The organism is Klugiella xanthotipulae (genome assembly GCF_006716695.1).
Taxonomy (GTDB): Bacteria; Actinomycetota; Actinomycetes; order Actinomycetales; family Microbacteriaceae; genus Klugiella; species Klugiella xanthotipulae.
The window spans coordinates 244,112-267,626 of the sequence record NZ_VFPN01000001.1 but is presented as its reverse complement, the minus strand read 5'-3'; the positions used below and the strand labels follow the sequence as shown (position 1 = coordinate 267,626).

Below are 23,515 nucleotides of genomic sequence, written 5' to 3'. Positions count from 1 at the left end.
CTGACCGCTAGGGACGCGTGAATCAATGAACCGCGTGGCGGCACGATCGCCAGGGAGCGCCCCTTGCTTTCCGGGTAGCCGCTATGCTCGAACGCGTATCACCCCAAAATTTGCCTTGGTTTTCGCCCGCGGAGTGTTCGACTACACTATTTTTTTGCGGGTCGAGGTGACCCATAACAAGAGAAAGTGGTAATCGTGTCGCGAGTTATCTCAGCAGTCCGCACGCTGGCAGTTGTTGGCACGGTCAGTGCCCTCACGCTTACGGGATGCTCCGGCAACGGCGATTCCGTCTCGGCGGGTCCCCTGATTACTGAGGGCACCCTCAAGGTGTGCAGCGACCCCTCCTACCCGCCCTTCGAATCCACCAAGGATGGCGAATTCGTTGGCTTCGACATTGACCTCGCCGACCTGATCGCCACGGATCTCAGCGCCGAGGTCGAGATCGTCAGCACGGCCTTTGAGGGGATTCAGTCCGGCCTGGCGCTCGATACTAAGCAGTGCGATGTGGCCATCTCGGGGATGTCAATTAACGAGACCCGCGCCAAGAAGTTCGACTTCTCAGAGTCTTACTTTGACGACAGCCTGGCGCTGCTGGTCACCAAGGACTCCGGGATTACCAGCCTCAAGACGCTGGGTGACGCCGTTGTCGGCGTCCAGCAGGGCACCACGGGCGAGACATTTGCCAACGACGAGGGTCTCAAGCCCCGCCAATTTGAGGATTCGGCCCTCGCGATTCAGGCCCTCAATAACGGGGATGTGCAGGCGGTCATTAACAATATCGCCACGGTGGAGGTTGCCGCCAAGAACAACACCAGCCTTGTGGTTGCGGACACGTTCGCCACCGAGAAGCTGGGCGTTGGTGTTCGCGCGGGTAACACCGAGCTGCTCGACAGCGTCAACGCTACAATCGCCCGGATCTACGAGGATGGCACCCACAAGTCGCTCGTCGAGAAGTGGATGCAGTAGGCTCCGTAGACCGGTTCCGTCGAGTCTCCCAAAGAAAAGTGAGCTTCTTATGGCGTTAACCGCGGCAAAGCGCGCGCGACTCTCCCGTAACATCCAGTATCTGATTCTGGTCGCCGTGGTGGTGCTGGTCGCCTCCCTCGCCAATTGGGGTCAGATCGGTCACGCGTTTTTCAACTTCGGGTTTGTGGTTGAGGACAGCACCTTCCTCCCGCGTCTGGTACAGGCCTTTGGTAACACGCTGTTGTACACGGCCCTCGGCTTTATCTTGGGCCTGGCGGGCGGTGTGTTCCTGGCGCTGCTCAAACTGTCCTCGGTGGCCCCGTACCGTTGGATTTCGACGCTGTACATCGAGGTTTTCCGTGGGCTCCCGGCGCTGCTGGTGTTTATCGCGTTTGGCTACGGTATCCCCACGGCGTTCCCGGGCCTCCGACTCGACACGTATGTGACCGTGATGCTCGCCCTCGGCCTCGTCTCGGCCGCCTACATTGCCGAGACGATCCGTGCGGGCCTCCAGGCTGTGCCGGCGGGGCAGATGGAGGCCGCTCGCTCGCTCGGGATGTCACATTCGCGGGCGATGGTCACGATTGTGATTCCCCAGGCGTTGCGCATCGTGTTGCCGCCGCTTACCAACGAGGTCATCCTGCTCACAAAGGACTCCTCCCTGATCTACCTGCTGGGCCTTACCGCGAGCCAGTACGAGCTCAGCAAGTTTGGCCGCGAGGCGCTTAACGGTACGGATGCCGGTCTTACGCCGCTCGTGGTGGCCGGTGTCTGCTATCTCATCATCACGGTTCCGCTCAGCCTGCTGTCGCGGCGCTTTGAGACCAAGACTGCGAGGATCAAAAAATGACGGATGCACCAGTCGGCCCCGCCATCCAGCTCACCGGGGTCACCAAATCTTTTGGCGACAACGAGGTTTTGCGCGGTATTAGCCTCGCCGTCAATCCCGGAGATGTGGTCTGCCTGATCGGCCCGAGCGGTTCCGGTAAGTCCACGCTGCTGCGCTGCGTGAACCTGTTGGAGACGCCCAACTCGGGTGAGATCGTGGTTAATGGCACCGTTGTGACCGACCCCGAGGTAGATATTGACGGGTTCCGTCGCCGCGTGGGTCTCGTGTTCCAGCACTTCAACCTTTTTCCGCACCTCACGGTGCTGGAGAACTGTGTGGTCTCGCAGGTAAAGGTCCTCAAGCGGTCGAGGGCGGAGGCTGTGGAGGTTGCCGAGCGGAACCTGGCCCGAGTGGGTCTCTCTGATAAAGCGGCGGCCCGACCGGCAGCCCTCTCGGGCGGTCAGCAACAGCGCGTGGCGATTGCCCGCGCGCTCAGCATGGACCCTGAGCTCATGCTTTTTGATGAGCCCACGTCTGCTCTGGACCCCGAGACGGTGGGCGATGTGCTCGCGGTGATGCGTGAGCTGGCAGATGCCGGTATGACTATGCTTGTGGTCACGCACGAGATGGGCTTTGCTCGCGAGGTCGCTGATCGGGTTGTCTTCATGGATGGCGGTGTTGTGGTCGAGGAGGGCCCCGCCGCCCAGGTCATCACGGCCCCGCAGAACCCGCGCACCCAGGAGTTTCTCAGTCGCGTGCTCGACCCCAACCACGTGGGGCTTGACGACTAATCCGTGCGGGCCGCGAGGCCGCGCGCGGGCTCGCCGTTCACGGTCTGTAGCTCCCATCCGCTCTCATCGTGGGTGAGGACAGTCACCGATGCGTTGCCGATCCGCGGTGCATCAAACTCAAAAAGACTGGCGATGGTGAGACGGATGAATGACCCGTGCGCCACCGCAATCACCCGGTGTCCCGGGTGGGTATCCCGCAGATGTTCCAGTGCGAGGAGTCCGCGTGCGGCGACCTCGACCTCGGGTTCGGCCTCCTGAAAGCCGCCGGGGATGCGCACGCTCTCCAACTCTTCGCCGGCACCGAGACCTTCAGCCCGGCCGTAGTCGCGCTCCACCAGGTGCTCAACGGCGGTGGGGGAGTCGAGCCCCAGTTCCGCCGCGATAATGCGCGCGGTCTCCGCTGCGCGGGTGAGCGGTGAGGTGGCGATCGCATGCCAGCCCTCGCCGAGCGTGGTCGCGGCATCCTGAGCCTGCTTCCGGCCCGTGTCGTTGAGCGGGATGTCGGTGCGACCCTGAATGCGGAACTCGGCATTCCAGGGCGTCTGGCCGTGGCGGATGAGGGCGATGGTTGTCGTTGGGGTCACCCCCATATTCTCCCGTATGCGGCGGGATCATCGTCCTCCACCGCACCGTTGGGCGGTGATGATCCCGCGAGAGGAGGAATAATCCCGGGTAGGCGGAGCGTTTGGTTTGTCAGTTGCGTTCGCGCGTCGGCGGAAAAATCGGCGTGTGCGTGTACACTTGTCTACAGCGTAACTGTTTCCCATCACCCGCTCGACCGTCTTATTCGTTGCTCGAGCACGGAAACTCTGTTATCTATCAGAACCTCACCGAGCGTTTAGCGGGGGGTTCGTAATCGTTCCGAACCAACGTGTGTTGGATTCCGATCAGGAGAAACATGGCTCAGCCAGAACTACAGCAAGCCCCGGCCCGCACCAAACAGGCCCACAACGAGGGTCTCATCCCTCTGCTCGCGCGCGCCGTTCGCGAGGTGGAGGCTTCTGCCCAGCGTGGGAAGGCCACGCCCATGAACCGCACCAAGTTTCAGGTGATTGCGCTTCTCATGCGCGACGAGCGGGCCCGTGCCAAGTCGGATCCGAACCTGAGTGATGGTGACCGGGCCGAAACGCTCAAACGCCTCGACGGCATTGCATCGATTCTGGCGAAGGCTGCTGCCCGCGATACCTCTCTTATTACCCTGCTGGAGCCGGAGGCCACGCTCTCCGAGGCGGGTCGTAAGCTGCGTCGTAGCCTCATGGAGACCGCCGGCCTGGAGGTTCCCCAGGAGGAACCCGTCGCCGCTCCCGCCGAGGCCATTGTGCCGCCCGAACTCGCTGAGCGCCAGGTTCTGCCGCCCACCGTGATCGCCCGCCAGCGCTCCAACCCATTTCTGGCCCCCGACCTTACCCCTCTTCCCGCCAAGCGACCCGTTGTTCGTCTGGCCAGCTGGGAGCTGCTCGGTCCGCTCTTCAAATCGTTTGAACAGGGTGCCGGTGGTAAGGCTGCGTGTATGCCTCTGCCCGAGGCTCCTCCGGTTGACCGCCTGGCCCCCCGCGGTCACGAACTCATGCGCCACCAGTCCCGCTTCCTGGAGTCTGTGGGCAACGGTCACCGCAGTTTCCTGCTCGCCGACGAGCCCGGACTCGGTAAGACGGCGCAATCGGTGCTTGCGGCCTCCGTCGCCAACGCCTACCCGCTGCTCGTGGTGGTGCCCAACGTGGTCAAGATGAACTGGGCCCGCGAGGTGCACCGCTGGACGCCGCAGCGCCGCGCCACCGTGATTCAGGGTGACGGTCAGAACCTCGATGCATTCGCCGACGTCTTTGTGGTCAACTACGAGATCCTGGATCGCCACCTGAGCTGGATCGGCAAGATGGGCTTCCGCGGCATGGTGGTTGACGAGGCCCACATGATCAAGAACCTCCAATCGCAGCGTTCCAAGAATGTGCTTGCGATTGCCGACCGTATCCGCAAGAACACGCCCGGCGGAAAGCCGCTGATGATGGCGCTCACGGGTACCCCGCTGATCAACGATGTAGATGATTTCCGCGCCATCTGGCGTTTCCTTGGCTGGACCGACGAGGCAAAGCCTGCCCCCGAGTTGATGCACCGCCTGGAAGATACCGGTCTCACCCCGGCCGATCCCGGCTTTTACGCTGCGGCCCGTGAAACCGTGATTGATATGGGTATTGTTCGCCGCAAGAAGGTGGATGTGGCCGCCGATCTGCCGGCCAAGCGCGTGGTTGATCTCCCGGTCGAGCTCGACGACGATCTGGGTCGCAGTATTCGCCAGGCTGAGGAGGAGTTGGGCCGCAAAATGCTGGAGCGCTACAACCGCTCCCTCACGGGCAGGTTGGGTACCGAGCTCTCAACCGAGGCGCTCATCCGTATGATTGCGAGCCAGGAGCTCGAAGAATCGGGCAGCCAGAAGGGCATCAATGTGTTCACTATGGTGCGTCAGATTGGTCAGGCGAAGGCCTCGCTCGCCGCCGACTACGCCGCGCAGTTGGCCCGTTCGGTGGGCAAGGTGGTTTTCTTCGCTAAGCACATCGATGTCATGGATGCCGCCGAAGCCGCATTTGCTGAGCGTAGCCTGCGCACCATCTCGATTCGGGGCGACCAGACCTCCGAGTCGCGCCAGGCCCAGATTGACGCCTTCAACAACGATCCCGCGGTGTCGATTGCGGTGTGTTCACTCACGGCGGCCGGTGTGGGCGTGAACCTACAGGCCTCCTCCAACGTGGTGCTCGCCGAGCTCAGCTGGACGGATGCCGAGCAGACTCAGGCGATTGACCGTGTGCACCGCATCGGCCAGGAGGAACCCGTCACCGCCTGGCGGATCATCGCCGCGCACACCATCGACAGCAAGATTGCCGAGCTGATCGACAGCAAGGCAGGCCTGGCCTCCCGGGCGCTCGACGGTAACGAGGCGGATACCTCCACCGGTAATTCGGTTCAACTGGAGGCGCTCATCCACCTGCTGAAAAGCGCGATAGCATCGTCATAACGGTGCGCTAGCCAGGGGCATCGGCGGTCCGCGCGGCCGTACGGTGCGTAATAAGTACCCTCCACTATGAACAGGAACCATGAGGAGTGGTGTATGAAAATCGGAATTTTAACGAGCGGTGGTGACTGCCCCGGGCTTAACGCGGTGATTCGCGCAATTGTGCTGAAAGGAACCAGCGTCTACTCGCAGCAGTTTGTGGGTTTTCGAGACGGCTGGCGCGGTCTTGTTGAGGGGGACGTCATCCCTCTTGATCGTCACCGTGTGCGGGGCCTCGCCAAGCAGGGCGGGACCATCCTCGGTACGAGCCGTTTTGGCCCGTATGAGGGGCCCAGCGGGGGCCCGGAGAACATCCAGAAAACACTGGATCGTCTCGGCGTGGATGCGGTGATAGCAATCGGCGGTGAGGGGACCCAGGCCGCCTCCAAGCGACTCGCGGATGCGGGCATCAAGATTATTGGCGTCCCCAAGACCATTGATAACGATCTGGGCGCAACCGACTACACCTTCGGCTTCGATACTGCTGTGGAGATCGCCACGGAGGCGATTGACCGCCTCCGCACCACCGGTGACTCGCATAAGCGCTGCATGGTGCTTGAGGTGATGGGTCGCCACGTGGGCTGGATTGCGCTGCACTCGGGTATGGCCGGCGGTGCGCACGCTATCCTTATCCCGGAGCAGCCGGTGAGCATCGACCAGATCGTTACCTGGGTGGAGAGCGTTCGTGATCGCGGCCGCGCACCCCTGCTCGTGGTGGCCGAGGGTTTCACTCTGGACACAATGGATGAGGCCTACTCCACGAAGGGCCTTGATGGTTTTAACCGGCCGCGGCTGGGGGGTATCGCCGAGATCCTCGCCCCCATGATCGAGCAGCGCACCGGCATTGAGTCGCGAGCGACCGTGCTCGGCCATATTCAGCGCGGCGGCGTTCCGACCGCCTACGACCGGGTGCTCGCCACCCGCCTGGGCCTTGCGGCCATCGACACCGTCCTGGCCGAGCGCTGGGGCAATATGGTGGCGCTACGCGGAACCGAGGTGCAGGTCGTGGGTCTCGACGAGGCGCTTGGCGAGTTGAAGACCGTGCCCCAGCACCGCTACGACGAAGCCGCAATTCTTTTCGGCTAGACCGTGTGTCTGTCCTGAGGAACGCGTCGGCTGCCTCCCGGCGGAGGCAGCCGACGCGTTCCTCAGGCGGTGGTAGCGGGTTACACGCTCAGCGCGGCCTGCACATCTGCGAGCGACGGGTTGGTCGCGCTCGACCCGTCCGGGTAGAGCACGGTGGGAACGGTCTGGTTGCCGTTGTTGATCGACTCGACCAATTCGGCCGTGCCGAGGGTCTCCTCGATATTGATGTCGGTGTACCCGATGCCCGCCCGCTTCAGTTGGCCCTTCAGCCGCTGGCAGTAGCCGCACCAGGGGGTTGAAAACATGGTGATCGTGCCGGATTCTGGGATGTAGTCACTCATGGCATCCATCATCGCACGCTTCCGTGGGGTGTTACGCTGCAAGGCCCAGCACGTCGAGGAGCCAGGAGAGCTCGAACGCGCGTTCGCGCCACGCGTTGTAGCGGCCGCTGACCCCGCCGTGTCCGGCCGTCATCTCCGTTTTGAGGAGGACGGGTGCGTTGTTCTCCCGCAGGCGCGCGATCCACTTGGCAGGCTCCACATAGAGCACGCGCGTGTCGTTGAGGCTCGTCATTGCGAGGATGCGCGGGTAGCGCACATCCGAGCGGACGTTCTCGTAGGGCGAGTAGGCCTTCATGTAGGCGTAAACGTCCGAGTTGTGCAACGGGTCGCCCCACTCGTCCCACTCGATCACGGTGAGGGGGAGCGAGGGATCCAGAATGCTCGTGAGCGGGTCCACAAACGGCACCGAGGCGAGGATACCCGCCCATAGCTCGGGGGCTAGATTGGCCACGGCCCCCATCAGTAGCCCACCGGCGCTGCCGCCCTCGGCGACCATCCGCTCGGGCACCGTATAGCCGCGGGCTATCAGGTGCTCTGCGCACGCGATGAAATCGGTAAACGTGTTATTTTTCGCGAGAAGCTTGCCCTCCTCGTACCAGTAGCGGCCCATTTCCCCACCACCACGCACGTGTGCGATGGCAAAGATGACGCCGCGATCAAGCATCGAGAGTCGCGCAATCGAGAAGCCAGGGTCGATGCTGCTCTCGTAGGAGCCGTAGCCGTAGAGGTGCAGCGGGCGGGGGCCGTCATCGGGCTGCCCTGGCACCGCTGTTGCAGAGACAAGCGAGATCGGGATGCGGGTGCCGTCGGCCGCAATCGCCCACTCGCGCCGCTGCTCGTAGCGTGCGGGGTCGAAGGTACCGAGCACTCGCTGCTGTTTGAGGATGCTGCGCTCGCCTGTCGCCACATCCACCGAGAGTACGGTCGAGGGGGTCACGAGGGAGCCGTAGCTGAGCCGCAGGGTGCGCTGGCTCCACTCCGGGTTTCCGCCCGAGTGCACGGTGTAGAGGGGCTCGTCGAAGGCCAGCTCACTATCGGCCGTGGTGAGCGTTCCGGCCAGGGCGGATACCGGGGCGAGCGCCACCTGAGTGAGACCGTCGCGGCGGTAATCCAGCGTGATGAAAGTCTCAAACGCTGACACATCTTCGAGTCGCACGGTGTCGTTGTGGGGAATTACCACGCGGGCACCCTCCGGGCCGGTACCCGGGATGCTCGGGGCGAGGGCCACCAGCTCACAATTGGGCGCGCCGTCGTTGTGCAGCACGAGCAGTACATCCTCTCCGTTCAGCACGGCGTGCTCAACGGAGTACTCGACACCCTCTCGGCGTGGCCACACGATACGGAAGCCTGCCTCGGGTTCGCGGGTATCCAGCAGGTGATATTCGGTTGTGATCTTGGAGCCCAACTCGATGATCAGATAACGGCGGCTGCGCGTGCGGCCCACGCCCACCCAGTAGCGCTCATCGGGTTCGTGGAAAACGCGGGTGGGGGCCTCCGAGGAGCCGAGCGGGTGGCACCACACGGTATCAGGACGCCACGCCTCGTCGCAGGTGGTGTAGTAGATGGTCGCGGCATCCGGCGCAAAAATCGCGCCGGGGGAGGTCTCCGGGATCGTGTCGGGTAGGTCGCGGCCTGTGGCGAGGTCGCGGATGCGGATGGTGTAGCGCTCGTCGCCGATCGTGTCGGTTGAGTAGAGCAGCAGGGAGCCGCAGCCGCTCACGTCGAAGCTGCCGAGTGAGAAGAAGTCGTGGCCCTCGGCCTCCACATTGCCGTCGAGCAGGAGCTGTTCCCCCGGTACGGGAACCTGGGGGTCCAACCGGGGAGGGGTCCAATCATCCGGCCCGGCCAGCGGTGCACGGCACTGCAACCCGTATTGCTGGCCCTCGACCGTGCGGGCGTAGTACCACCAGTCACCGAGGCGCGTGGGTACCGACATATCGGTTTCAACCGTGCGCTCCTTGATCTCGGTGAACAGGCTTTCGCGCAGGGGCTCCAGGTGGGCGGTACGTGCGTCTGCGTAGGCGTTTTCTGCCTCCAGATAGGCGATCACCTCGGGGGAGTCTTTCTCGCGCAGCCACTCGTAGTTGTCGATGACGGTGTCACCGTGGTGGGTGCGCGCGGTGGGTCGCTGCGGGGCGTGGGGGCGGGCGGGCGAGACGGTGTCGGAGGTGGGAGAGGTGGTCACCCCTCTACGCTATCGCGCGGATCGAGGTGCCGTGGCCCAACCACTAAGCTAAAACCTATGACTGTGCCCCAGGTGTGTGTATGTTATCTCCTTCGCCCCGGCAACGGCGCGGGCGAAGAGGTTCTCCTGGGTCGTAAGAAGCGCGGACTGGGCGAGGGCAAACTCGTGGGCCCCGGCGGCAAACTGGAGGGGGAAGAAACCCCCGTGCAGGCGATTGTGCGCGAGGTGGCCGAGGAAGCCGGACTCAATATTGGCAGCCAGGCTGTTACCGAGGTGGGCCGGGTGCGGTACAGCTTTCCCGATTGCCCCGAGTGGGACCAGGAATCTACTGTCTTTGTGGCCCGAGAGTGGTCGGGAACACCGGCCGATTCCGATGAGCTAGAGCTCGATTGGTATCCCGTTGCCGGAATCGACTACTCGCTGCTGTGGGATGATGCCCAGTACTGGTTGCCTGCCGTGCTCACGGGCGGTACCGTGGATGCCGATTTTCGGTTTGGCCCGGATCTTCACACGGTGGCGACTCACACCGTACGCTGAGGGGTATGTCAGTACACCTTCCCCGCTACGCCCTGAACGACGGAAACTCCCTCCCTCAGATCGGCTTCGGCACCTATCCCCTCCTCGGTGAGGCAGGCGTAACGGCTATCCAGAGCGCGATTGACGCGGGATATACCCTGATCGACACCGCGGTGAACTACCAGAATGAGGGGGCGGTAGGTGAGGCCATCCGCCGCTCGGGTGTGGACCGCGCGGCCCTCCAGGTGGCCACGAAGCTTCCCGGGCGCTACCACGAGTTCAACAGCGCGATTGACTCCGCGCACGAATCGCTGTGGCGGCTGGGTCTCGAGTATGTGGATCTCTACGTCATCCACTGGCCCAATCCCGCGGTGGGCAACTATGTGGAGGCCTGGCGCGCCCTCATCCGGTTACAGGAGGAGGGTCTGGCCCGCTCGATCGGCGTGAGTAACTTCACCGCGGAGCATCTGGGTCGCATTATTGAGCAGACTGGCATTCGGCCCGCCGTGAACCAGGTGGAGTTGCACCCGTATTTTCCGCAGGTGGAGTTGCGTGCTGTACACGCTGAGCTGGGGATTCAGACCGAGTCGTGGAGCCCGCTGGGCAAGCGTAAAGCTCCTTACGGTGAGCGGGTGATTGTGGAGGCCGCCCGCGCACACGAGGTGACCCCCGCGCAGGTAATCCTCCGCTGGCAGACGCAGATTGGGTCGCTGCCGATCCCGAAATCGGCGACACCTGAGCGGCAGCGGCAGAACCTTGACCTGTTCGGTTTCGAGTTGTCGGAGGGTGAAATCGCCGCGATCACGGCCCTGGGTCGTCCAGATGGCCGCCTTTTCGGCGGCGACCCCGACACCCACGAGGAACAGTAACGCTCGACGCCCGGGTGGTGTGCTACCTCCCGGGGTCAGACGCGTCGGGTACAGAAATGCCCCGAACGCAGGAGAGGCGGGAGCATCCGGGGCACATCTGGTGGTGGGGACGGCGCGAGCGCTGCCCCCACCAAATCGGGGGTGTTAGAGCTTCATGACGATGCGGCCATCAATCTGGCCCTTGGTCATACGGTCGAAGATGCTGTTGATATCGTCGAGCGACTCGGTGGCGACCGTGGGCTTAATCTTCCCGCGGGCGTAGAAGTCAAGCGCCTCGATCATGTCCTGACGGGTTCCCACGATGGACCCGCGGATCGTGATGGCACGCAGCACGATGTCGAAGATGTTGGCGGGGAAGTCTCCCGGGGGCAGACCGTTGAAGACGATGGTCGCACCGCGGCGGGCGACGCCAAGGGCCTGGCCGAAGGCCTTGGGGTGTACCGCGGTAACGAGCACGCCGTGAGCGCCGCCCACCTCGCGCTGGACAACCTCGGCGGGGTCTTCGTTCATGGCGTTAACCGTGAGCAGTGCACCGTGCTTCGTGGCCAGCTCTAGCTTGGAGTCGTCAACATCGACGGCGACCACGTTGAGGCCCATGGCCACGGCGTACTGGACGGCGATGTGGCCGAGGCCACCAATGCCGGAGATGACAACCCACTCGCCGGGGCGAGCGTTGGTCATCTTGAGACCCTTGTAGACCGTGACACCCGCACAGAGAATGGGGGCAACCTCGACAGGGTCGGCACCCGCGGGGATGCGGGCGGCGTACTTGGTATCAACGAGCATGTACTCGGCAAAGGAACCGTCAACCGAGTATCCGCCGTTTTGCTGCTTCTCGCAGAGCGTCTCCCAGCCGGTACGGCAGTACTGGCAGACACCACAGGCGGACCAGAGCCACGCGTTGCCGACCTTGTCGCCAACTGCGAGGTCGGTGACGCCCTCGCCCAGCTTGACTACTTCGCCGTAGCCTTCGTGACCGGGGATGAGGGGCTGCTTAGGCTTGACCGGCCAGTCGCCCATTACAGCGTGCAGATCGGTGTGGCACACACCCGTGGTCTCAACCTTAACGAGAGCCTGACCGTATCCGGGCTCCGGGATGGGAACCTCGTCAATCGTAAGGGGCTTACCGAGTTCGTGAACCACAGCGGCCCGCATTGTTCCAGACATGAATGTACTCCTGAGCTGAATAAAATTGTGGCAGGGTCTGCCCGACGCTGATGCTAACGTCGTTGGCCCTCAGGATAGGCCGGAAAATGCTTTGACGTGAAGCGAAAAGGTTGCAACAGGGTTGCGTTGTAGCAGCTATGAAATGGACGTGACTCAGGGGGTGAAATCTGTTCTCGACTTGACCTGAGTGGCGCGCCCTGCAAGCATCGTTTGTGTGCGCTAACAGCACGCTTCGCGTTAAGGGACTTTCGATGAATTTCATCGAACACTTTCACGCGCGCGAGGAAGATACGTCTCGACAGGAAGACTTCGGTGGAACTCGCACTTATCGTGCTGCTAGTCATCGCGCTGGCCCTCTTTTTCGACTTTACCAACGGTTTTCACGACACCGCGAACGCGATGGCTACCCCCATTGCGACCGGTGCGCTGAAGCCGAAGACCGCTGTCTTCTTGGCAGCCATTCTGAATCTCGTGGGCGCGTTCCTGTCCACCGAGGTGGCCAAGACCATCTCGCAGGGCATCATCCGTGAGGGTGATGGCGGGGTGCTCATCTCACCCGAGATGATCTTTGCCGGTCTCGTCGGGGCCATTATCTGGAATATGGTGACCTGGTTGCTTGGTCTCCCCTCCAGTTCCTCGCACGCGCTCTTTGGCGGACTCATCGGTGCCGCCATTGTGGGTACGGGAATCAACGCCATCGACGGCGGAGTATTGCTGTCTAAAGTGATCCTGCCTGCCCTGGCCGCCCCGGTTACCGCCGGAATCGTAGCCTTCGTCGCGACCCGTGTTGCGTACTCCATCACTCGCCGATACGACGGCAAGCCGGATGGTCGCGGCCGATTCCGATACGCTCAGGTCGCTTCCTCCTCGCTCGTCGCCCTCGCCCACGGCACCAATGATGCCCAGAAGACGATGGGTATCATTACGCTCACGCTCGTTGCTGCCAATGTGCAGGAGGCGGGTACCGGCCCTCAACTGTGGGTCATCGTCTCGTGCGCCCTGGCTATTGCCCTCGGCACCTATTCGGGCGGCTGGCGCATTATCCGTACCCTGGGTGCGGGCCTCACCGATGTGAAGCCTGCGCAGGGGTTCGCCGCCGAGACGAGCACGGCTGCCACGATCCTCGCCTCCAGCCACCTCGGGTTTGCCCTGTCCACCACGCAGGTTGCTTCGGGCTCCGTGATCGGCTCCGGCCTCGGGCGGCGTGGCTCCACCGTGCGGTGGCGCACCGTGGGCCGAATCGCCGTCGGCTGGGTGATGACCCTACCCGCCGCGGGGGCCGTTGGTGCGATTGCCGCGTGGGTGGCGCATCTGGGCCCCGTGGGTATCGCGATTGACGCGATTGTGGGGGTGGGCGTCATCCTGGTTATCTTCCTGCTGTCCAAGCGCAACCGAATCAGCGCCAATAACGCCGTGAGCGATGTGGCCGAGTCGGGCTACGCTGTCCGCATCCGGAAGCGTAAAATCCGCCGAGTACCGACCGACACCGGCACGGTTCCCCCGCTGACACCCGTGGCCCAATCGGCCGTGATGCACGACAAGCTTGAAGCGCAGGCGCTCAAAGCCGAGGCCAAGGCTGAGGCCCAAGCCGCCGCGGAGGACGACACTTCCAGGCAGAAAGTTGAGGACAGTAAGTGATCGACTGGATTGCGTTCTTGACCGTCTTTGGCACGGCCCTCGTGGCTGCAACCATCGTTGTCAGCCTGTACTCCCTGGGTATCCGCTTCCTGGCCATGCCGGCGGCGCGCGTACCCCGCGAGGACGGTAGCTTTGAACCCCTCGGGGATGCCCGCGACGAGGAGTTTGACGATATCGAGGAGCTCGGCAGGCCTCGCTGGGCCACCGTCGGAGCCAATGTGTGCTTTGCTCTCTGCATTGCGTGTGTGCTTTTCGGTATTTACCTGATTGTGCCGGCCCTGCACGCCTAGAGACCGCACTCACCGCGGACACGGGGCGGTCCCTCTGCCTGAGGTTCTCGTCTCGGGGCGAATATCTGGGTTTCGGCTGCGGGTTGCCCGGCAGCGGTGGCACGGAGCGGGTCGAGGCGTAGGATGTCCCCTATGACGGAACAGCACATCCCCGAGGCCGTGGCTCAGCTGAGGAAACACTTCGCAAGCGGCCTCACCCGTTCCGACGAGTGGCGGGACGGCCAGTTGAGCGCCCTGAGCCGGATGCTCAGTGATAACACCGCGCTCTTCGAGACGGCACTCCAGCGAGATCTGGGCAAATCGCCGGTTGAGGGGGTCCTCACCGAGTTGGGGTTTTTGCTGACCGAGATCGATCACACCCGTGCCCAACTGCGCAGGTGGATGCGTCCCACTCGGGTGCGCACAGCGCTCGCGCTCCAACCCGCCTCGGCTCGCATCGTTGCGGAGCCCTATGGTGTTGTGCTCGTGATCGCCCCGTGGAACTACCCGTTGATGTTGGCGCTTTCGCCCGTGATCGGAGCGCTTTCGGCGGGTAATACCGTGGTGATTAAGCCGAGTGAGCTGGCACCGCACACCTCCGAACTACTGGCCCGCATCGTCCCCAGCTACCTGGATCACCGCGCGGTGACGGTTATTGAGGGAGCCGTCGAGGAGACCACGGCGCTGCTGAGTGAGAAGTTTGACTACATTTTTTATACGGGAAACGGCACGGTGGGCCGCATCGTGATGACGGCCGCCGCGCAGCACCTCACCCCCGTGACCCTGGAGCTCGGCGGTAAGTCGCCCGTTTACGTGGACGAAACCACCGATCTGCGACAGGCCGCCCAGCGCATCGCGTGGGGCAAGTTTGTGAACGCCGGGCAAACCTGTGTGGCCCCCGACTATCTCCTGGCCACCGAGCCAGTTATCCAGAGACTGACGCCCCTGCTCGCCGAGGCGGTGCGTAGCCTCTACGGCACTGCGGCGCAGAAGAATCCAGACTACGGCCGCATTGTGAATACCCGGCATACCGAGCGCCTGGCCGCCCTCATCGACGATGGTACCGCTGTGGTGGGTGGCGGGGTGGATGTGGAGGACCTCTTTATCGAGCCCACGGTACTCACGGATGTGTCGCGAGACTCCGAGGTGATGGCCCACGAGATCTTTGGCCCCATTCTCCCCATGATCGCGGTCTCAGACCTGGACGATGCGATTGGCTACGTGCGCTCCGGCGATAAGCCTCTTGCGCTTTATGTGTTCAGTGAGGATGGGGGTACCCGTCAGCGCTGGACCGACGAGACCAGCTCGGGTGCACTCGCCTTTGGTGTGCCTATGGCTCACCTGATGGTGCCCGATCTGCCGTTCGGTGGGGTGGGTGCCAGCGGCATGGGTGCCTACCACGGGCAGCGCTCCTTCCTCACCTTTAGCCATGAGAAAGCGGTGCTCAGTAAACCGCTCAGCCCGGATACGCTGCGGTCCACGATTATGCCGCCGTATACAGCGGGTAAAGAGACGGTCATTCGCCGCCTGCTGCGACGGATCTCCTAGGCTCCGGTGCCGGGTGGCGCACTCTCCAACGATGCGCGCTTCGACTTACATATGCTCCGCGAGCGGCAGATTACCCCGACCCGAGACGGTGATTCCGGAGCAGCCGCGCCACTCGGCCGCGCGTTCCAGTAGCTGCCACACACGCTCGGCGGTGTCGGCGGGTGCGCCCTCCTCCTGCCAGGCTGATTGCACGCGGAGGATGCCGGCTTTCCGGTCGTTCTTGAGATCGACCCGACCCACGAGCCGGTCGCCGAGGAGTACGGGTAGTGAGTAGTAGCCGTACACGCGCTTGGCCTCGGGCGTGTAGATCTCAATTCGGTAGTGGAAGTTGAAAAGCCGCTCGATGCGGGGGCGGAACCACACGACCGGATCGAAGGGGGAGAGGAGGGCGCTGGCACCGGCGGAGCGCGGGATGACGGCATCCCGGTGTCGCCACGCGGGCAGTGGAGAGCCCGAGGAGGTGGTCCATCCCTCAACCGTGACGGGGACGAGCACGCCTTCCTCCTGGAGCTCAGCCACGGCGCGGCGGGCGGCCGCGAGTGGCTGCCGGAAGTAGTCGGCGAAGTCGTGCAGGGTGCCAACCCCGTGCGCCCGTGCGCCCGTCTCGATCAGGTGGCGGTGGGCATCCGGTTCGGGCACCCGACGGCCGACGATCTCGGGGGAGAGTACCTGCTCGGTGAGCGCGTAGCGGCGCTCGAAGCGCTCCCGCCCGAGCGTGGTCACCTCGCCCCAACCAAATAGGCACTCCACCGCGCGTTTGACCTCCGACCAATCCCACCACTCGCCGCGTGTGCGCCGTACATCTCCCTCGATCTCCCGTACCAGAGAAGGGCCCCTCTCGGCGAGCTCGCGCCGCACCCAGTCGATTGTGTCAGCGTGCTCGGCGGCCCAACCGCCGGTGGCGGCCCCGGCATCTCGACGCTCCGCCATGCGCCAGCGGAACATCGGCCACAGTTCACGGTGGATAAAGGCCGCCTCGTGTGCCCAATACTCCACGTACTCCCCGCTCGTGAACAGGGTGGAATCAAGGAGGCCGGTGTCGTAGCCGCCGTGTCGGGAGAAGGCGGGCAGATAGTGGCTGCGCTCAAACACGTTGACCGAGTCGATCTGCATAACCCCCAGGCCCGTGAGAAGGCTCCTCACGCGGCGACGGGTGGTGAGTTCGGGTTGGGGGCGGTGTAGGTTTTGCGCCCCAAGGGCCAGACGGCGTGCCTGGCCGAGCGAAAGTGACTCTGGCATGGCGTCAGGTTAGCGGATGCTACCGACACTCGATTCACCTGCCTGCCGTATCCCTGGCGCGCATGGGTGAAACAACTAGACTGAACCAATGGCGCAGAACGACACACCACAGAACGCCCCGGAGCCACAGGGTTCTCCCGCCGCGCCGCCCACCGAGGTCAGGGATTACGTGCCATTTGGCATTCGCATTTCGGCGGCCTGGTCGTGGCGATTAATCCTCATTGTGGTCGCCCTGGCCGGTTTCTTGTGGCTTGTGGTGACGCTGCGCATTGTGGTCATCCCCGTGGTTATTGCGGCCCTGCTTGCGGCCCTGCTGATGCCCTTACAAAACCGCTTGATCGCTTGGAAACTTCCCAAGTGGTTGGCCGTTACGATTACCCTGCTGAGCTTGATCGCGGGGGTTGGTCTGTTGCTCGTCCTCATTATTACCCAGTTCCGAGAGGGCCTTGGTGGTCTGGGTCAGCGCACCGAGGAGGCCTATCACGAGTTTCTACTCTGGTTGAGCGGCGATCCCTTCCACTTCAGTAAGAAGCAGGTAGACACTACGATCAACGATTTCATCGAGGGGTTCAACGCCGATCGCAGCTTCTTCCTCAACGGTGCCCTCTCGGTGACCAGCACCCTCACCCACGTGCTGGCCGGGCTGCTGCTGACGATCTTCACCACTCTCTTCTTCCTGATCGACGGTGCCCGGATCTGGCGCTGGTTTGTCGGCTTTATGCCCACCCGCGCCCGTGCGGCGACCGACGGTGCGGGCCGTGCCGGGTGGGTGTCTGTTGGGCAGTACGTGCGTGTGCAGATCCTGGTGGCCTTTGTGGATGCGGTGGGTATCGGTCTCGGTGCCGGCATCCTTCAGGTTCCGCTGGCCATACCCATCGCGATTATGGTTTTCCTGGGGTCGTTTGTGCCCTTCCTCGGGGCGATCACTACGGGTGCGATTGCCGCCTTCGTCGCACTGATTTATAACGGACCCGTGAACGCCCTCATCATGCTCGGTATCGTGATCCTTGTGAATCAGGTCGAGGGTCACGTCCTCCAGCCGCTCGTGATGGGCAGCGCAGTGCGGGTGCATCCGCTGGGCGTCGTGCTCGCGGTGAGCATCGGAACACTCGTGGCCGGTATCCCTGGGGCGCTTTTTGCCGTGCCGATCGCTGCGGCGCTCAACAGCATGGTGAACTATCTCACCTCGGGTGTGTGGAAGGGAAAACCAGACCCACTTGCACACTCGCATCCCACCGGCCTCGCGGGTAGACCCACCCCTGCCGTAGCCCCCACCCCCGCCGATTTGGAGAAGTCCGTCGAATGACCACCACAACTCACCCGCACCCCACCCTGGCCGATTTTCAGACCGCACGCGGTGTGGTGTCACGGGTGGTGCAGAGCACACCGCTCGAAACCTCGCGTTATTTGGCTGAATTGATCGGCGTCCCCCAGGTCTATCTCAAGTGCGAGAACCTTCAGCGTACGGGATCCTACAAGATTCGCGGGGCCTACAACCGGATGGCCCAGTTGACACCCGAGGAGAAGGCCCGCGGTGTCGTGGCCGCCTCGGCCGGTAACCACGCTCAGGGGGTGGCATTTGCTGCTCGTGAGCTGGGCATCGCGGCCACGATCTTCATGCCGCTGGGCGTTGCTTTGCCCAAGCTCCAGGCCACCCGCAACTATGGGGCTGAGGTGGTGCTGCGCGGCCACACGGTTGAGGAGCCGCTCCGGGCTGCTGCTGAGTTTGCCGAAGCCACGGGTGCCGTGCTCATCCCGCCATTTGACCATTTTGACGTGGTGGCCGGTCAGGGCACGCTTGCCCTCGAAATGCTTGACGAGGCACCTGAGATCGAGACCTTCGTGGTACCGATTGGCGGTGGCGGGCTTATCGCAGGCGTGGCTGCTGCTGCTAAGCTGCGTGCCCGTGCGGACGGCCGCAGCGTGAGAATCATCGGGGTGCAGGCTGAAAACGCCGCCGCCTACCCACCCTCCCTCGCCGCGGGGAAGCCGCTTGACGTGACGATTACCCCCACAATCGCCGACGGTATCGCGGTGAGCCGACCGGGCCGCCTCAACTTTGAGATCATCCGTGAGTACGTGGATGAGGTGGTCACGATCAGCGACGACGATATTGCCCGCGGTATCCTCGTGCTGTTGGAGCGAGCCAAGCTGGTGGTGGAGCCCGCAGGTGCGGTGGGCGTTGCGGCCATGCTTGCGGGGTTGATCCCCGCGAACGGTCCGACCGCCACGATTCTCTCTGGCGGAAACATTGACCCAATGCTCATGCAGCGCGTGATTAGTCACGGCCTCGCGGCCTCCGACCGCTACCTCAAACTGCGTGTGATGCTACCGGACCGTCCCGGGCAGCTTGCCCGTACGGCCGAGATTGTGTCCGAGGCCAACGCGAACGTGGTCGAGGTGCAGCACACGCGGCACGGCTCGGGTCTACAAATCAGTGAGGTGGAGCTCGAACTGCACATCGAGACGCGCGGGCCGGAGCACCGTGACCAGGTGGTTGAGCGGCTGCGTGGTGCCGGGTACCGCATCCGGCTGGAGGGGCTCTAAGCCCAGTACCGGGTCGCTACCCCACCCAACGCCACATTACTGACCGTTGTACGTCTCGACCTTGACGATAGACACCGGGATGCTACGGCCGTTGGGTGCTTCGTAGCTGGTGGATTCGCCCACCTTGAGGCCCAGGATCGCCGCACCCAGTGGGCTTTGCTCGCTGTACACATCGAGATCGCTATTACCGGCAATTTCGCGGTTGCCGAGAAGGAACGTCTCTTCGTCACCCATCACGGTCGCGGTAATGACGGTGCCCACAACGACCTCCCCGGTGCTTTCGGGAGCGTCCCCCACCGTGGCGATCTTGAGCAGGTTGGTGAGGGTGCGGATGCGCGCCTCCATCTTGCCCTGCTCGTCCTTTGCTGCGTGGTAACCACCGTTTTCCTTAAGGTCGCCCTCGTCTCGGGCCAGCTCAATCTTCTTGGCGATATCCTCGCGGCCAAATCCGCTCAGGGTGTCTAGCTCGTCTCGGAGACGGTTGTAGGCCTCCTGGGTCAGCCAGGTTTCAGTTGCTTCGTTCGACATGGCGAACTCCTCACATACGACGCGCGCCCTAACGGTGACGTTAGGGCGATTCCGTCAAGGCTAGCAGAGCTAAGACAGAATCCAGCAGCGATCAACCACACCCGTGTTGCTGGGTGCCACGGTACGAAGCGATTCGGTGAAGCTCCGGGTGCGCTGGTCGCTTTCGGGGAGCACCACAACCCGGTACCCGACGACGGCGTAGGACTCCGAGAGCGCCTGCACCACACAGGCGACGGAGGAACCTGCGGGGGCCGTCACCTCGTACAGGACCTCCACGCTGTGATCGCTGATGGTGTCGTAGCCGAGGTTACGGTACTCCAGTGTGGCGCTGTTGCCGCTCAGGGTGGCCCAGATCACCCAGGCAACGAGGAGGAGCCCGAGCGCACCACCGAACACGCCGAGGAGTCTTTTATCGAGTCTGCGGGAGGCGGACCTGCCGTAGCGGTCTTCGAGATGCTGTTCCCTCACAGCAGCAGACTCCGTCACGTTGCTCCCATCCTGTTCGAATTCGTTATTAGGGATAGCCTACGTTGTCGTACCATTGGTTGCGGTGCCGACGATTCCTTACGGTCGCCGTTTATCCCACGACTTCCGCAAAGAAATGAGGCGATTGGTGTCACTGCGACTCATGGCTGTTCATGCTCATCCTGACGACGAATCAAGTAAGGGTGCTGCGACCTACGCCCACTATCTGAACGAGGGCGTTGAGGTGATGGTGGTGTCGTGCACGGGAGGCGAACGCGGGGATATTCTGAACGACCATCTGGAGCGGGATGCGCTCGCTCGCCGCGACCTGGCGGGATTGCGTCGCCTGGAGATGGCTGATGCCCAGTCCATCATCGGATTCCAGCATCGCTGGCTCGGCTACGTAGACTCGGGGATGGCCCGGGAGGATGGCACGCTGCCGCCCGGGAGCTTTGCCGATATTCCGGTGGAGATTGAGGCCGAGCACCTGGTGCGTGTGGTGCGCGAGTTTCGCCCGCAGGTTATCGTTACGTACGACGAGAACGGTGGCTACCCCCACCCAGACCATATTCGTAGCCACGAAATCAGTATGGCTGCCTATGAGGCTGCGGCCGACCCGGAGCGCTACCCCGAGGCTGGTGAGCCCTGGGCCGTTTCTAAGCTCTACTACGAACGCATTTTCAATTTTCCCCGCATGGAGGCCGTGGGTAAACATCTGGCCGAGATCGACCCAGACTCGCCGCTGCTGACCCAGTTCAACGAAATGGTGGGGTGGATGCGCGACCGCCCCTTCAACGCCACCACCCAGGTGCGGGTGGGCGAGTTTTTTGAGCGGCGTGACCAGGCGCTCAAGGCTCACGCCAGCCAGGTCGCACCCGATAGCTCGTTCTTCTTCTGGCCCAACCGGGTACAACAGGAGGCCTGGCCGTACGAGGACTACCAATTGGCGGCATCCCGTGTCGCCACCGCCACCCCGGAGGCGGACCTTTTCCAGGGAATTAGTGAGGACGACTAGATGCTGACCCTTCTGCTAACCAACCCCCTCGTCATCGGCCTGCTGGGAGCTGCTACGACGGCACCCGTCGCGGTTGATAATGAGGATGTGACCCCCGGGGCTGTGGGCTTTTTGGCGACGGCGTTTGTGGCCCTCATGGCAGTGCTCTTAGGTCTCGATATGATGCGCCGAGTACGCCGCACCCGCTACCGTGCCGAGGTGGGCGCTCTGCTCGACGCAGAGGAGGCTCAGGCACGTGGCGAGACGGTTGAGAGTGCGGATCCCACCGCCTCTGTCGCTCCTCTCGTGGGGTCGGGCGAACCCGTTTCGCCCGCCGATTCCGACTCCACCCCCCGCTAACCACATGGTTCCCGACGGTGCTGCCCCCGCCCACAATGCGCTGCCGGGGTCCGAATCTCCGCCCGACTACGACGACTACGCTGAGCCCGATTGGGATTCCTGGGAGCCGCAGGGCGACCCCTGGGGCGGACACGGTGCACCGGTGCAGGGCCTATCTGAACCGGAACATCCGCCCGTCGCATCTGTTTCTGCCGAACCCGTGCCGGAGCCCGAGTTGCGCGAGCGTGCACGGGAGATCCTGCATCGCGTTTTCGGCTACCCCGAGTTTCGCGGTCAGCAGGCTGATATCGTGCAGCGGGTGGCGAGCGGCGGGGATGCCGTTGTCCTGATGCCCACCGGCGGTGGTAAGTCGCTGTGCTACCAGATTCCCGCGTTGTTGCGCGACGGCGTGGGGGTCGTCGTCTCGCCGCTTATCGCGCTGATGCACGACCAGGTGGACGCCCTGCGTGCGGTGGGCATCCGCGCTGAATTTCTCAACTCCACCCAGGACGGCGCGCAGCGCGCTGCCGTGGAGCGCGCCTTTCTCTCGGGTGAGCTTGACCTGCTCTACGTGGCCCCCGAGCGGCTCAGCGCACCGGGTACTCAACAGTTGCTCAGTCGCGGAAAAATCTCGCTCTTCGCGATTGATGAGGCGCACTGCGTGTCGCAGTGGGGTCACGACTTTCGCCCCGACTACCTCACCCTCAACGTGCTTGCCGAGCGGTGGCCCCATGTTCCGCGGGTGGCCCTCACCGCCACGGCGACGGCGGAGACCCGCCGAGAGATTGTCGAACGCCTCTCGCTGGGCGACGCTGAGCTTTTCGTATCGAGTTTTGACCGGCCGAACATCCGCTATCGCATCGTGAACAAGGCGTCGGTAAAAACCCAGCTATCGTCGTTTATTCAGGGTGAGCATCCGGATGAGGCGGGCATTGTCTACTGCCTGAGCCGCAACACGGTAGAGAAGACCGCGGAGTATCTGCGCAGCGTTGGTGTGGATGCTGAGCCGTACCACGCCGGGCTGGATGCCCAGGTGCGATCCCGGGCCCAGTCACGTTTTCTGCGTGAGGACGGCGTGGTGATCGTGGCCACGATTGCGTTTGGCATGGGTATCGACAAACCCGATGTGCGTTTTGTTGCCCACATCGACCTGCCCAAATCGGTTGAGGGGTACTACCAGGAAACGGGCCGTGCGGGCCGGGACGGTTTGCCCTCCGACGCCTGGATGGCCTACGGCCTACAGGATGTGGTGCAGCAACGCCGGATGATCGAGCAGTCACCCGGTGATGTTGTGCACAAGCGCTCGCAGACGCAGCACCTCGACGCCATGCTCGCCCTGTGCGAGACAACCGAGTGTCGCCGGGTGGGGATGCTCGCCTACTTTGGTGAGCCAGTGGCCCAGCCCTGCGGTAACTGCGACACCTGCCTCAACCCGCCCGAGGTGTGGGATGGCACGGTGCCCGCCCAGAAGCTGTTGTCCACCGTGGCCCGGCTGAAGAGCGAGCGCAACCAGAGCTTTGGGGCCGGGCAGGTGATCGACATCCTGCGCGGCAAAGAAAACCCGCGCAGTAGTTCCTCCGCTCACCACGAGTTGAGTACCTGGGGGATCGGCAAAGACCTGAGCGACCAGGAGTGGCGCGGAGTGGTGCGTCAGTTGCTCGCCCGTCAGTTGCTCGCCGCCCAGGGCGACTACGGCGTTCTTGCACTGAGTGAGGGGAGTGTCGGGGTGCTGCGGGGTAGCCAGAAGGTGCTCATGCGTCACGAACCGCTGCGTGCCCCGCGGCCCGAGAAGACGAGCGGCTCCCGGTCGGCTGCGGCCGCCGAACTGACCGAGGCGCAGTTGCCCGTGTTTGAGGCGCTGCGGGCCTGGCGTGCGGCCGAGGCCCGAGAGCAGGGGGTTCCCGCATACATTGTGTTTGGCGATGCGACGCTGCGGGCCTGCGCTGTGGAGCTGCCGCGCACCGCCGAGGCGCTACTGGGTATCAGCGGTATCGGCGAGCAGAAGCACGCGCGCTACGGTGAGGCTCTGTTGGCGGTGCTCGGGGATTTTTAGTGGCGGCGGCCCTCGCAGATGAAGGCGTCCTGCCCAACGCTGACACCAGTCCAAAAATCGGGTGCGAGGGGGGAGAGGACCTCGGCGCTGTCTCCTGGGTGA

22 protein-coding genes are annotated in these 23,515 nt (G+C 63.4%); 15 read left to right on the top strand and 7 right to left on the bottom strand.

The features are described 5' to 3' along the window. Positions 1–195 precede the first annotated feature (195 nt). The 3 genes from FB466_RS01210 to FB466_RS01200 are packed head-to-tail and all read left to right on the top strand — an operon-like array spanning position 196 to position 2,586. Entirely contained in the window at positions 196–966 is a 771-nt protein-coding gene (locus tag FB466_RS01210; RefSeq protein ID WP_246054487.1) for a transporter substrate-binding domain-containing protein, read from the top strand. Between the two features lie 49 nt (positions 967–1,015). Continuing rightward, entirely contained in the window at positions 1,016–1,816 is an 801-nt protein-coding gene (locus FB466_RS01205) for an amino acid ABC transporter permease (protein WP_141915195.1), read from the top strand. After that, positions 1,813–2,586, top strand: coding sequence for an amino acid ABC transporter ATP-binding protein (locus FB466_RS01200; protein ID WP_141915194.1), 774 nt, complete (start codon positions 1,813–1,815; stop codon positions 2,584–2,586). The genes FB466_RS01205 and FB466_RS01200 overlap by 4 nt, the downstream gene beginning before the upstream one ends. Here the strand turns inward: FB466_RS01200 and FB466_RS01195 are convergent. After that, complete coding sequence (locus FB466_RS01195; protein ID WP_141915192.1) at positions 2,583–3,176, bottom strand: histidine phosphatase family protein; 594 nt, start codon at positions 3,174–3,176, stop codon at positions 2,583–2,585. The two genes, FB466_RS01200 and FB466_RS01195, sit on opposite strands and share 4 nt — an antisense overlap. 308 nt (positions 3,177–3,484) lie before the next feature. On the opposite strand from FB466_RS01195, the gene FB466_RS01190 reads away from it, so the two are divergent. Beyond that, positions 3,485–5,593 carry a DEAD/DEAH box helicase gene (locus tag FB466_RS01190; protein WP_141915191.1) on the top strand — a complete coding sequence of 703 codons (2,109 nt, stop codon included), beginning with the start codon at positions 3,485–3,487 and terminating at the stop codon, positions 5,591–5,593. Between the two features lie 93 nt (positions 5,594–5,686). After that, positions 5,687–6,715: a 6-phosphofructokinase gene (locus tag FB466_RS01185; RefSeq protein WP_141915189.1), complete on the top strand. Its 1,029-nt coding sequence runs from the start codon at positions 5,687–5,689 to the stop codon at positions 6,713–6,715. Between the two features lie 80 nt (positions 6,716–6,795). Here the strand turns inward: FB466_RS01185 and FB466_RS01180 are convergent, their stop codons facing one another. Both FB466_RS01180 and FB466_RS01175 read right to left on the bottom strand, forming a co-directional pair. Then, on the bottom strand, positions 6,796–7,056 hold the full coding sequence (locus tag FB466_RS01180; RefSeq protein WP_246054485.1) for a mycoredoxin: 261 nt from the start codon (positions 7,054–7,056) through the stop codon (positions 6,796–6,798). A gap of 31 nt (positions 7,057–7,087) precedes the next feature. After that, entirely contained in the window at positions 7,088–9,241 is a 2,154-nt protein-coding gene (locus tag FB466_RS01175; RefSeq protein ID WP_141915186.1) for a S9 family peptidase, read from the bottom strand. Positions 9,242–9,298: 57 nt separating this feature from the next. Between FB466_RS01175 and FB466_RS01170 the strand changes: the two genes are divergently transcribed. Together FB466_RS01170 and FB466_RS01165 are read left to right on the top strand one after the other, a co-directional pair. Continuing rightward, positions 9,299–9,778 (top strand): 8-oxo-dGTP diphosphatase, encoded by a 480-nt coding sequence (locus FB466_RS01170; protein WP_141915184.1) that lies wholly within the window; start codon positions 9,299–9,301, stop codon positions 9,776–9,778. 5 nt (positions 9,779–9,783) lie between these two features. Further along, on the top strand, positions 9,784–10,626 hold the full coding sequence (locus FB466_RS01165) for an aldo/keto reductase (protein WP_141915182.1): 843 nt from the start codon (positions 9,784–9,786) through the stop codon (positions 10,624–10,626). 144 nt (positions 10,627–10,770) lie between these two features. On the opposite strand, the gene adhP is transcribed toward FB466_RS01165, so the two are convergent. Next, positions 10,771–11,793 carry an alcohol dehydrogenase AdhP gene (adhP, locus tag FB466_RS01160; protein ID WP_211344731.1) on the bottom strand — a complete coding sequence of 341 codons (1,023 nt, stop codon included), beginning with the start codon at positions 11,791–11,793 and terminating at the stop codon, positions 10,771–10,773. A gap of 312 nt (positions 11,794–12,105) precedes the next feature. On the opposite strand from adhP, the gene FB466_RS01155 reads away from it, so the two are divergent. The 3 genes from FB466_RS01155 to FB466_RS01145 all read left to right on the top strand — a co-directional run bounded on the left by FB466_RS01155 (position 12,106) and on the right by FB466_RS01145 (position 15,248). After that, positions 12,106–13,431: an inorganic phosphate transporter gene (locus tag FB466_RS01155; RefSeq protein ID WP_141915180.1), complete on the top strand. Its 1,326-nt coding sequence runs from the start codon at positions 12,106–12,108 to the stop codon at positions 13,429–13,431. Further along, positions 13,428–13,721, top strand: a complete 294-nt coding sequence (locus FB466_RS01150) for a hypothetical protein (RefSeq protein WP_141915179.1) — start codon at positions 13,428–13,430, stop codon at positions 13,719–13,721. The genes FB466_RS01155 and FB466_RS01150 overlap by 4 nt, the downstream gene beginning before the upstream one ends. Positions 13,722–13,853: 132 nt before the next feature. Further along, positions 13,854–15,248, top strand: a complete 1,395-nt coding sequence (locus FB466_RS01145; RefSeq protein ID WP_141915177.1) for an aldehyde dehydrogenase family protein — start codon at positions 13,854–13,856, stop codon at positions 15,246–15,248. 45 nt (positions 15,249–15,293) lie between these two features. Here the strand turns inward: FB466_RS01145 and FB466_RS01140 are convergent, their stop codons facing one another. Next, positions 15,294–16,487: a winged helix-turn-helix domain-containing protein gene (locus tag FB466_RS01140; RefSeq protein ID WP_141915175.1), complete on the bottom strand. Its 1,194-nt coding sequence runs from the start codon at positions 16,485–16,487 to the stop codon at positions 15,294–15,296. Between the two features lie 88 nt (positions 16,488–16,575). Between FB466_RS01140 and FB466_RS01135 the strand changes: the two genes are divergently transcribed. Continuing rightward, on the top strand, positions 16,576–17,793 hold the full coding sequence (locus tag FB466_RS01135) for an AI-2E family transporter (RefSeq protein WP_141915173.1): 1,218 nt from the start codon (positions 16,576–16,578) through the stop codon (positions 17,791–17,793). Further along, complete coding sequence (gene ilvA / locus FB466_RS01130) at positions 17,790–19,034, top strand: threonine ammonia-lyase (protein WP_141915171.1); 1,245 nt, start codon at positions 17,790–17,792, stop codon at positions 19,032–19,034. The genes FB466_RS01135 and ilvA overlap by 4 nt, the downstream gene beginning before the upstream one ends. A gap of 36 nt (positions 19,035–19,070) precedes the next feature. Here ilvA and greA read toward each other — a convergent pair whose 3' ends face one another. Further along, positions 19,071–19,562: a transcription elongation factor GreA gene (greA, locus tag FB466_RS01125; RefSeq protein ID WP_141915169.1), complete on the bottom strand. Its 492-nt coding sequence runs from the start codon at positions 19,560–19,562 to the stop codon at positions 19,071–19,073. Positions 19,563–19,631: 69 nt separating this feature from the next. After that, positions 19,632–20,030 (bottom strand): DUF4307 domain-containing protein, encoded by a 399-nt coding sequence (locus FB466_RS01120; RefSeq protein WP_170205971.1) that lies wholly within the window; start codon positions 20,028–20,030, stop codon positions 19,632–19,634. A gap of 160 nt (positions 20,031–20,190) precedes the next feature. On the opposite strand from FB466_RS01120, the gene mca reads away from it, so the two are divergent. From mca to recQ, 3 genes are read left to right on the top strand one after another with little or no spacing between them, the layout of a single operon-like run. Further along, entirely contained in the window at positions 20,191–21,042 is an 852-nt protein-coding gene (mca, locus tag FB466_RS01115; RefSeq protein ID WP_141915166.1) for a mycothiol conjugate amidase Mca, read from the top strand. Continuing rightward, on the top strand, positions 21,043–21,381 hold the full coding sequence (locus FB466_RS13570; RefSeq protein ID WP_211344729.1) for a hypothetical protein: 339 nt from the start codon (positions 21,043–21,045) through the stop codon (positions 21,379–21,381). Positions 21,382–21,385: 4 nt separating this feature from the next. After that, a complete protein-coding gene (gene recQ, locus FB466_RS01105; protein WP_141915164.1) occupies positions 21,386–23,413 on the top strand; it encodes a DNA helicase RecQ in 2,028 nt (675 codons plus the stop codon). The last annotated feature ends 102 nt before the right edge of the window (positions 23,414–23,515 follow it).

What these genes read in the sequence shown, in the direction of transcription:
- FB466_RS01145 (WP_141915177.1), top strand. Translation starts at nt 13,854, where the DNA reads ATGACGGAACAGCACATCCCCGAGGCCGTGGCTCAGCTGAGGAAACAC.
- mca (WP_141915166.1), top strand. Translation starts at nt 20,191, where the DNA reads ATGGCTGTTCATGCTCATCCTGACGACGAATCAAGTAAGGGTGCTGCG.
- FB466_RS01180 (WP_246054485.1), bottom strand. Translation starts at nt 7,056, where the DNA reads ATGAGTGACTACATCCCAGAATCCGGCACGATCACCATGTTTTCAACC.
- recQ (WP_141915164.1), top strand. Translation starts at nt 21,386, where the DNA reads ATGGTTCCCGACGGTGCTGCCCCCGCCCACAATGCGCTGCCGGGGTCC.
- greA (WP_141915169.1), bottom strand. Translation starts at nt 19,562, where the DNA reads ATGTCGAACGAAGCAACTGAAACCTGGCTGACCCAGGAGGCCTACAAC.
- ilvA (WP_141915171.1), top strand. Translation starts at nt 17,790, where the DNA reads ATGACCACCACAACTCACCCGCACCCCACCCTGGCCGATTTTCAGACC.
- FB466_RS01140 (WP_141915175.1), bottom strand. Translation starts at nt 16,487, where the DNA reads ATGCCAGAGTCACTTTCGCTCGGCCAGGCACGCCGTCTGGCCCTTGGG.
- FB466_RS01165 (WP_141915182.1), top strand. Translation starts at nt 9,784, where the DNA reads ATGTCAGTACACCTTCCCCGCTACGCCCTGAACGACGGAAACTCCCTC.
- FB466_RS01185 (WP_141915189.1), top strand. Translation starts at nt 5,687, where the DNA reads ATGAAAATCGGAATTTTAACGAGCGGTGGTGACTGCCCCGGGCTTAAC.
- FB466_RS01190 (WP_141915191.1), top strand. Translation starts at nt 3,485, where the DNA reads ATGGCTCAGCCAGAACTACAGCAAGCCCCGGCCCGCACCAAACAGGCC.
- FB466_RS01205 (WP_141915195.1), top strand. Translation starts at nt 1,016, where the DNA reads ATGGCGTTAACCGCGGCAAAGCGCGCGCGACTCTCCCGTAACATCCAG.
- FB466_RS01200 (WP_141915194.1), top strand. Translation starts at nt 1,813, where the DNA reads ATGACGGATGCACCAGTCGGCCCCGCCATCCAGCTCACCGGGGTCACC.
- FB466_RS01135 (WP_141915173.1), top strand. Translation starts at nt 16,576, where the DNA reads ATGGCGCAGAACGACACACCACAGAACGCCCCGGAGCCACAGGGTTCT.
- FB466_RS01195 (WP_141915192.1), bottom strand. Translation starts at nt 3,176, where the DNA reads ATGGGGGTGACCCCAACGACAACCATCGCCCTCATCCGCCACGGCCAG.
- adhP (WP_211344731.1), bottom strand. Translation starts at nt 11,793, where the DNA reads ATGTCTGGAACAATGCGGGCCGCTGTGGTTCACGAACTCGGTAAGCCC.
- FB466_RS13570 (WP_211344729.1), top strand. Translation starts at nt 21,043, where the DNA reads ATGCTGACCCTTCTGCTAACCAACCCCCTCGTCATCGGCCTGCTGGGA.
- FB466_RS01170 (WP_141915184.1), top strand. Translation starts at nt 9,299, where the DNA reads ATGACTGTGCCCCAGGTGTGTGTATGTTATCTCCTTCGCCCCGGCAAC.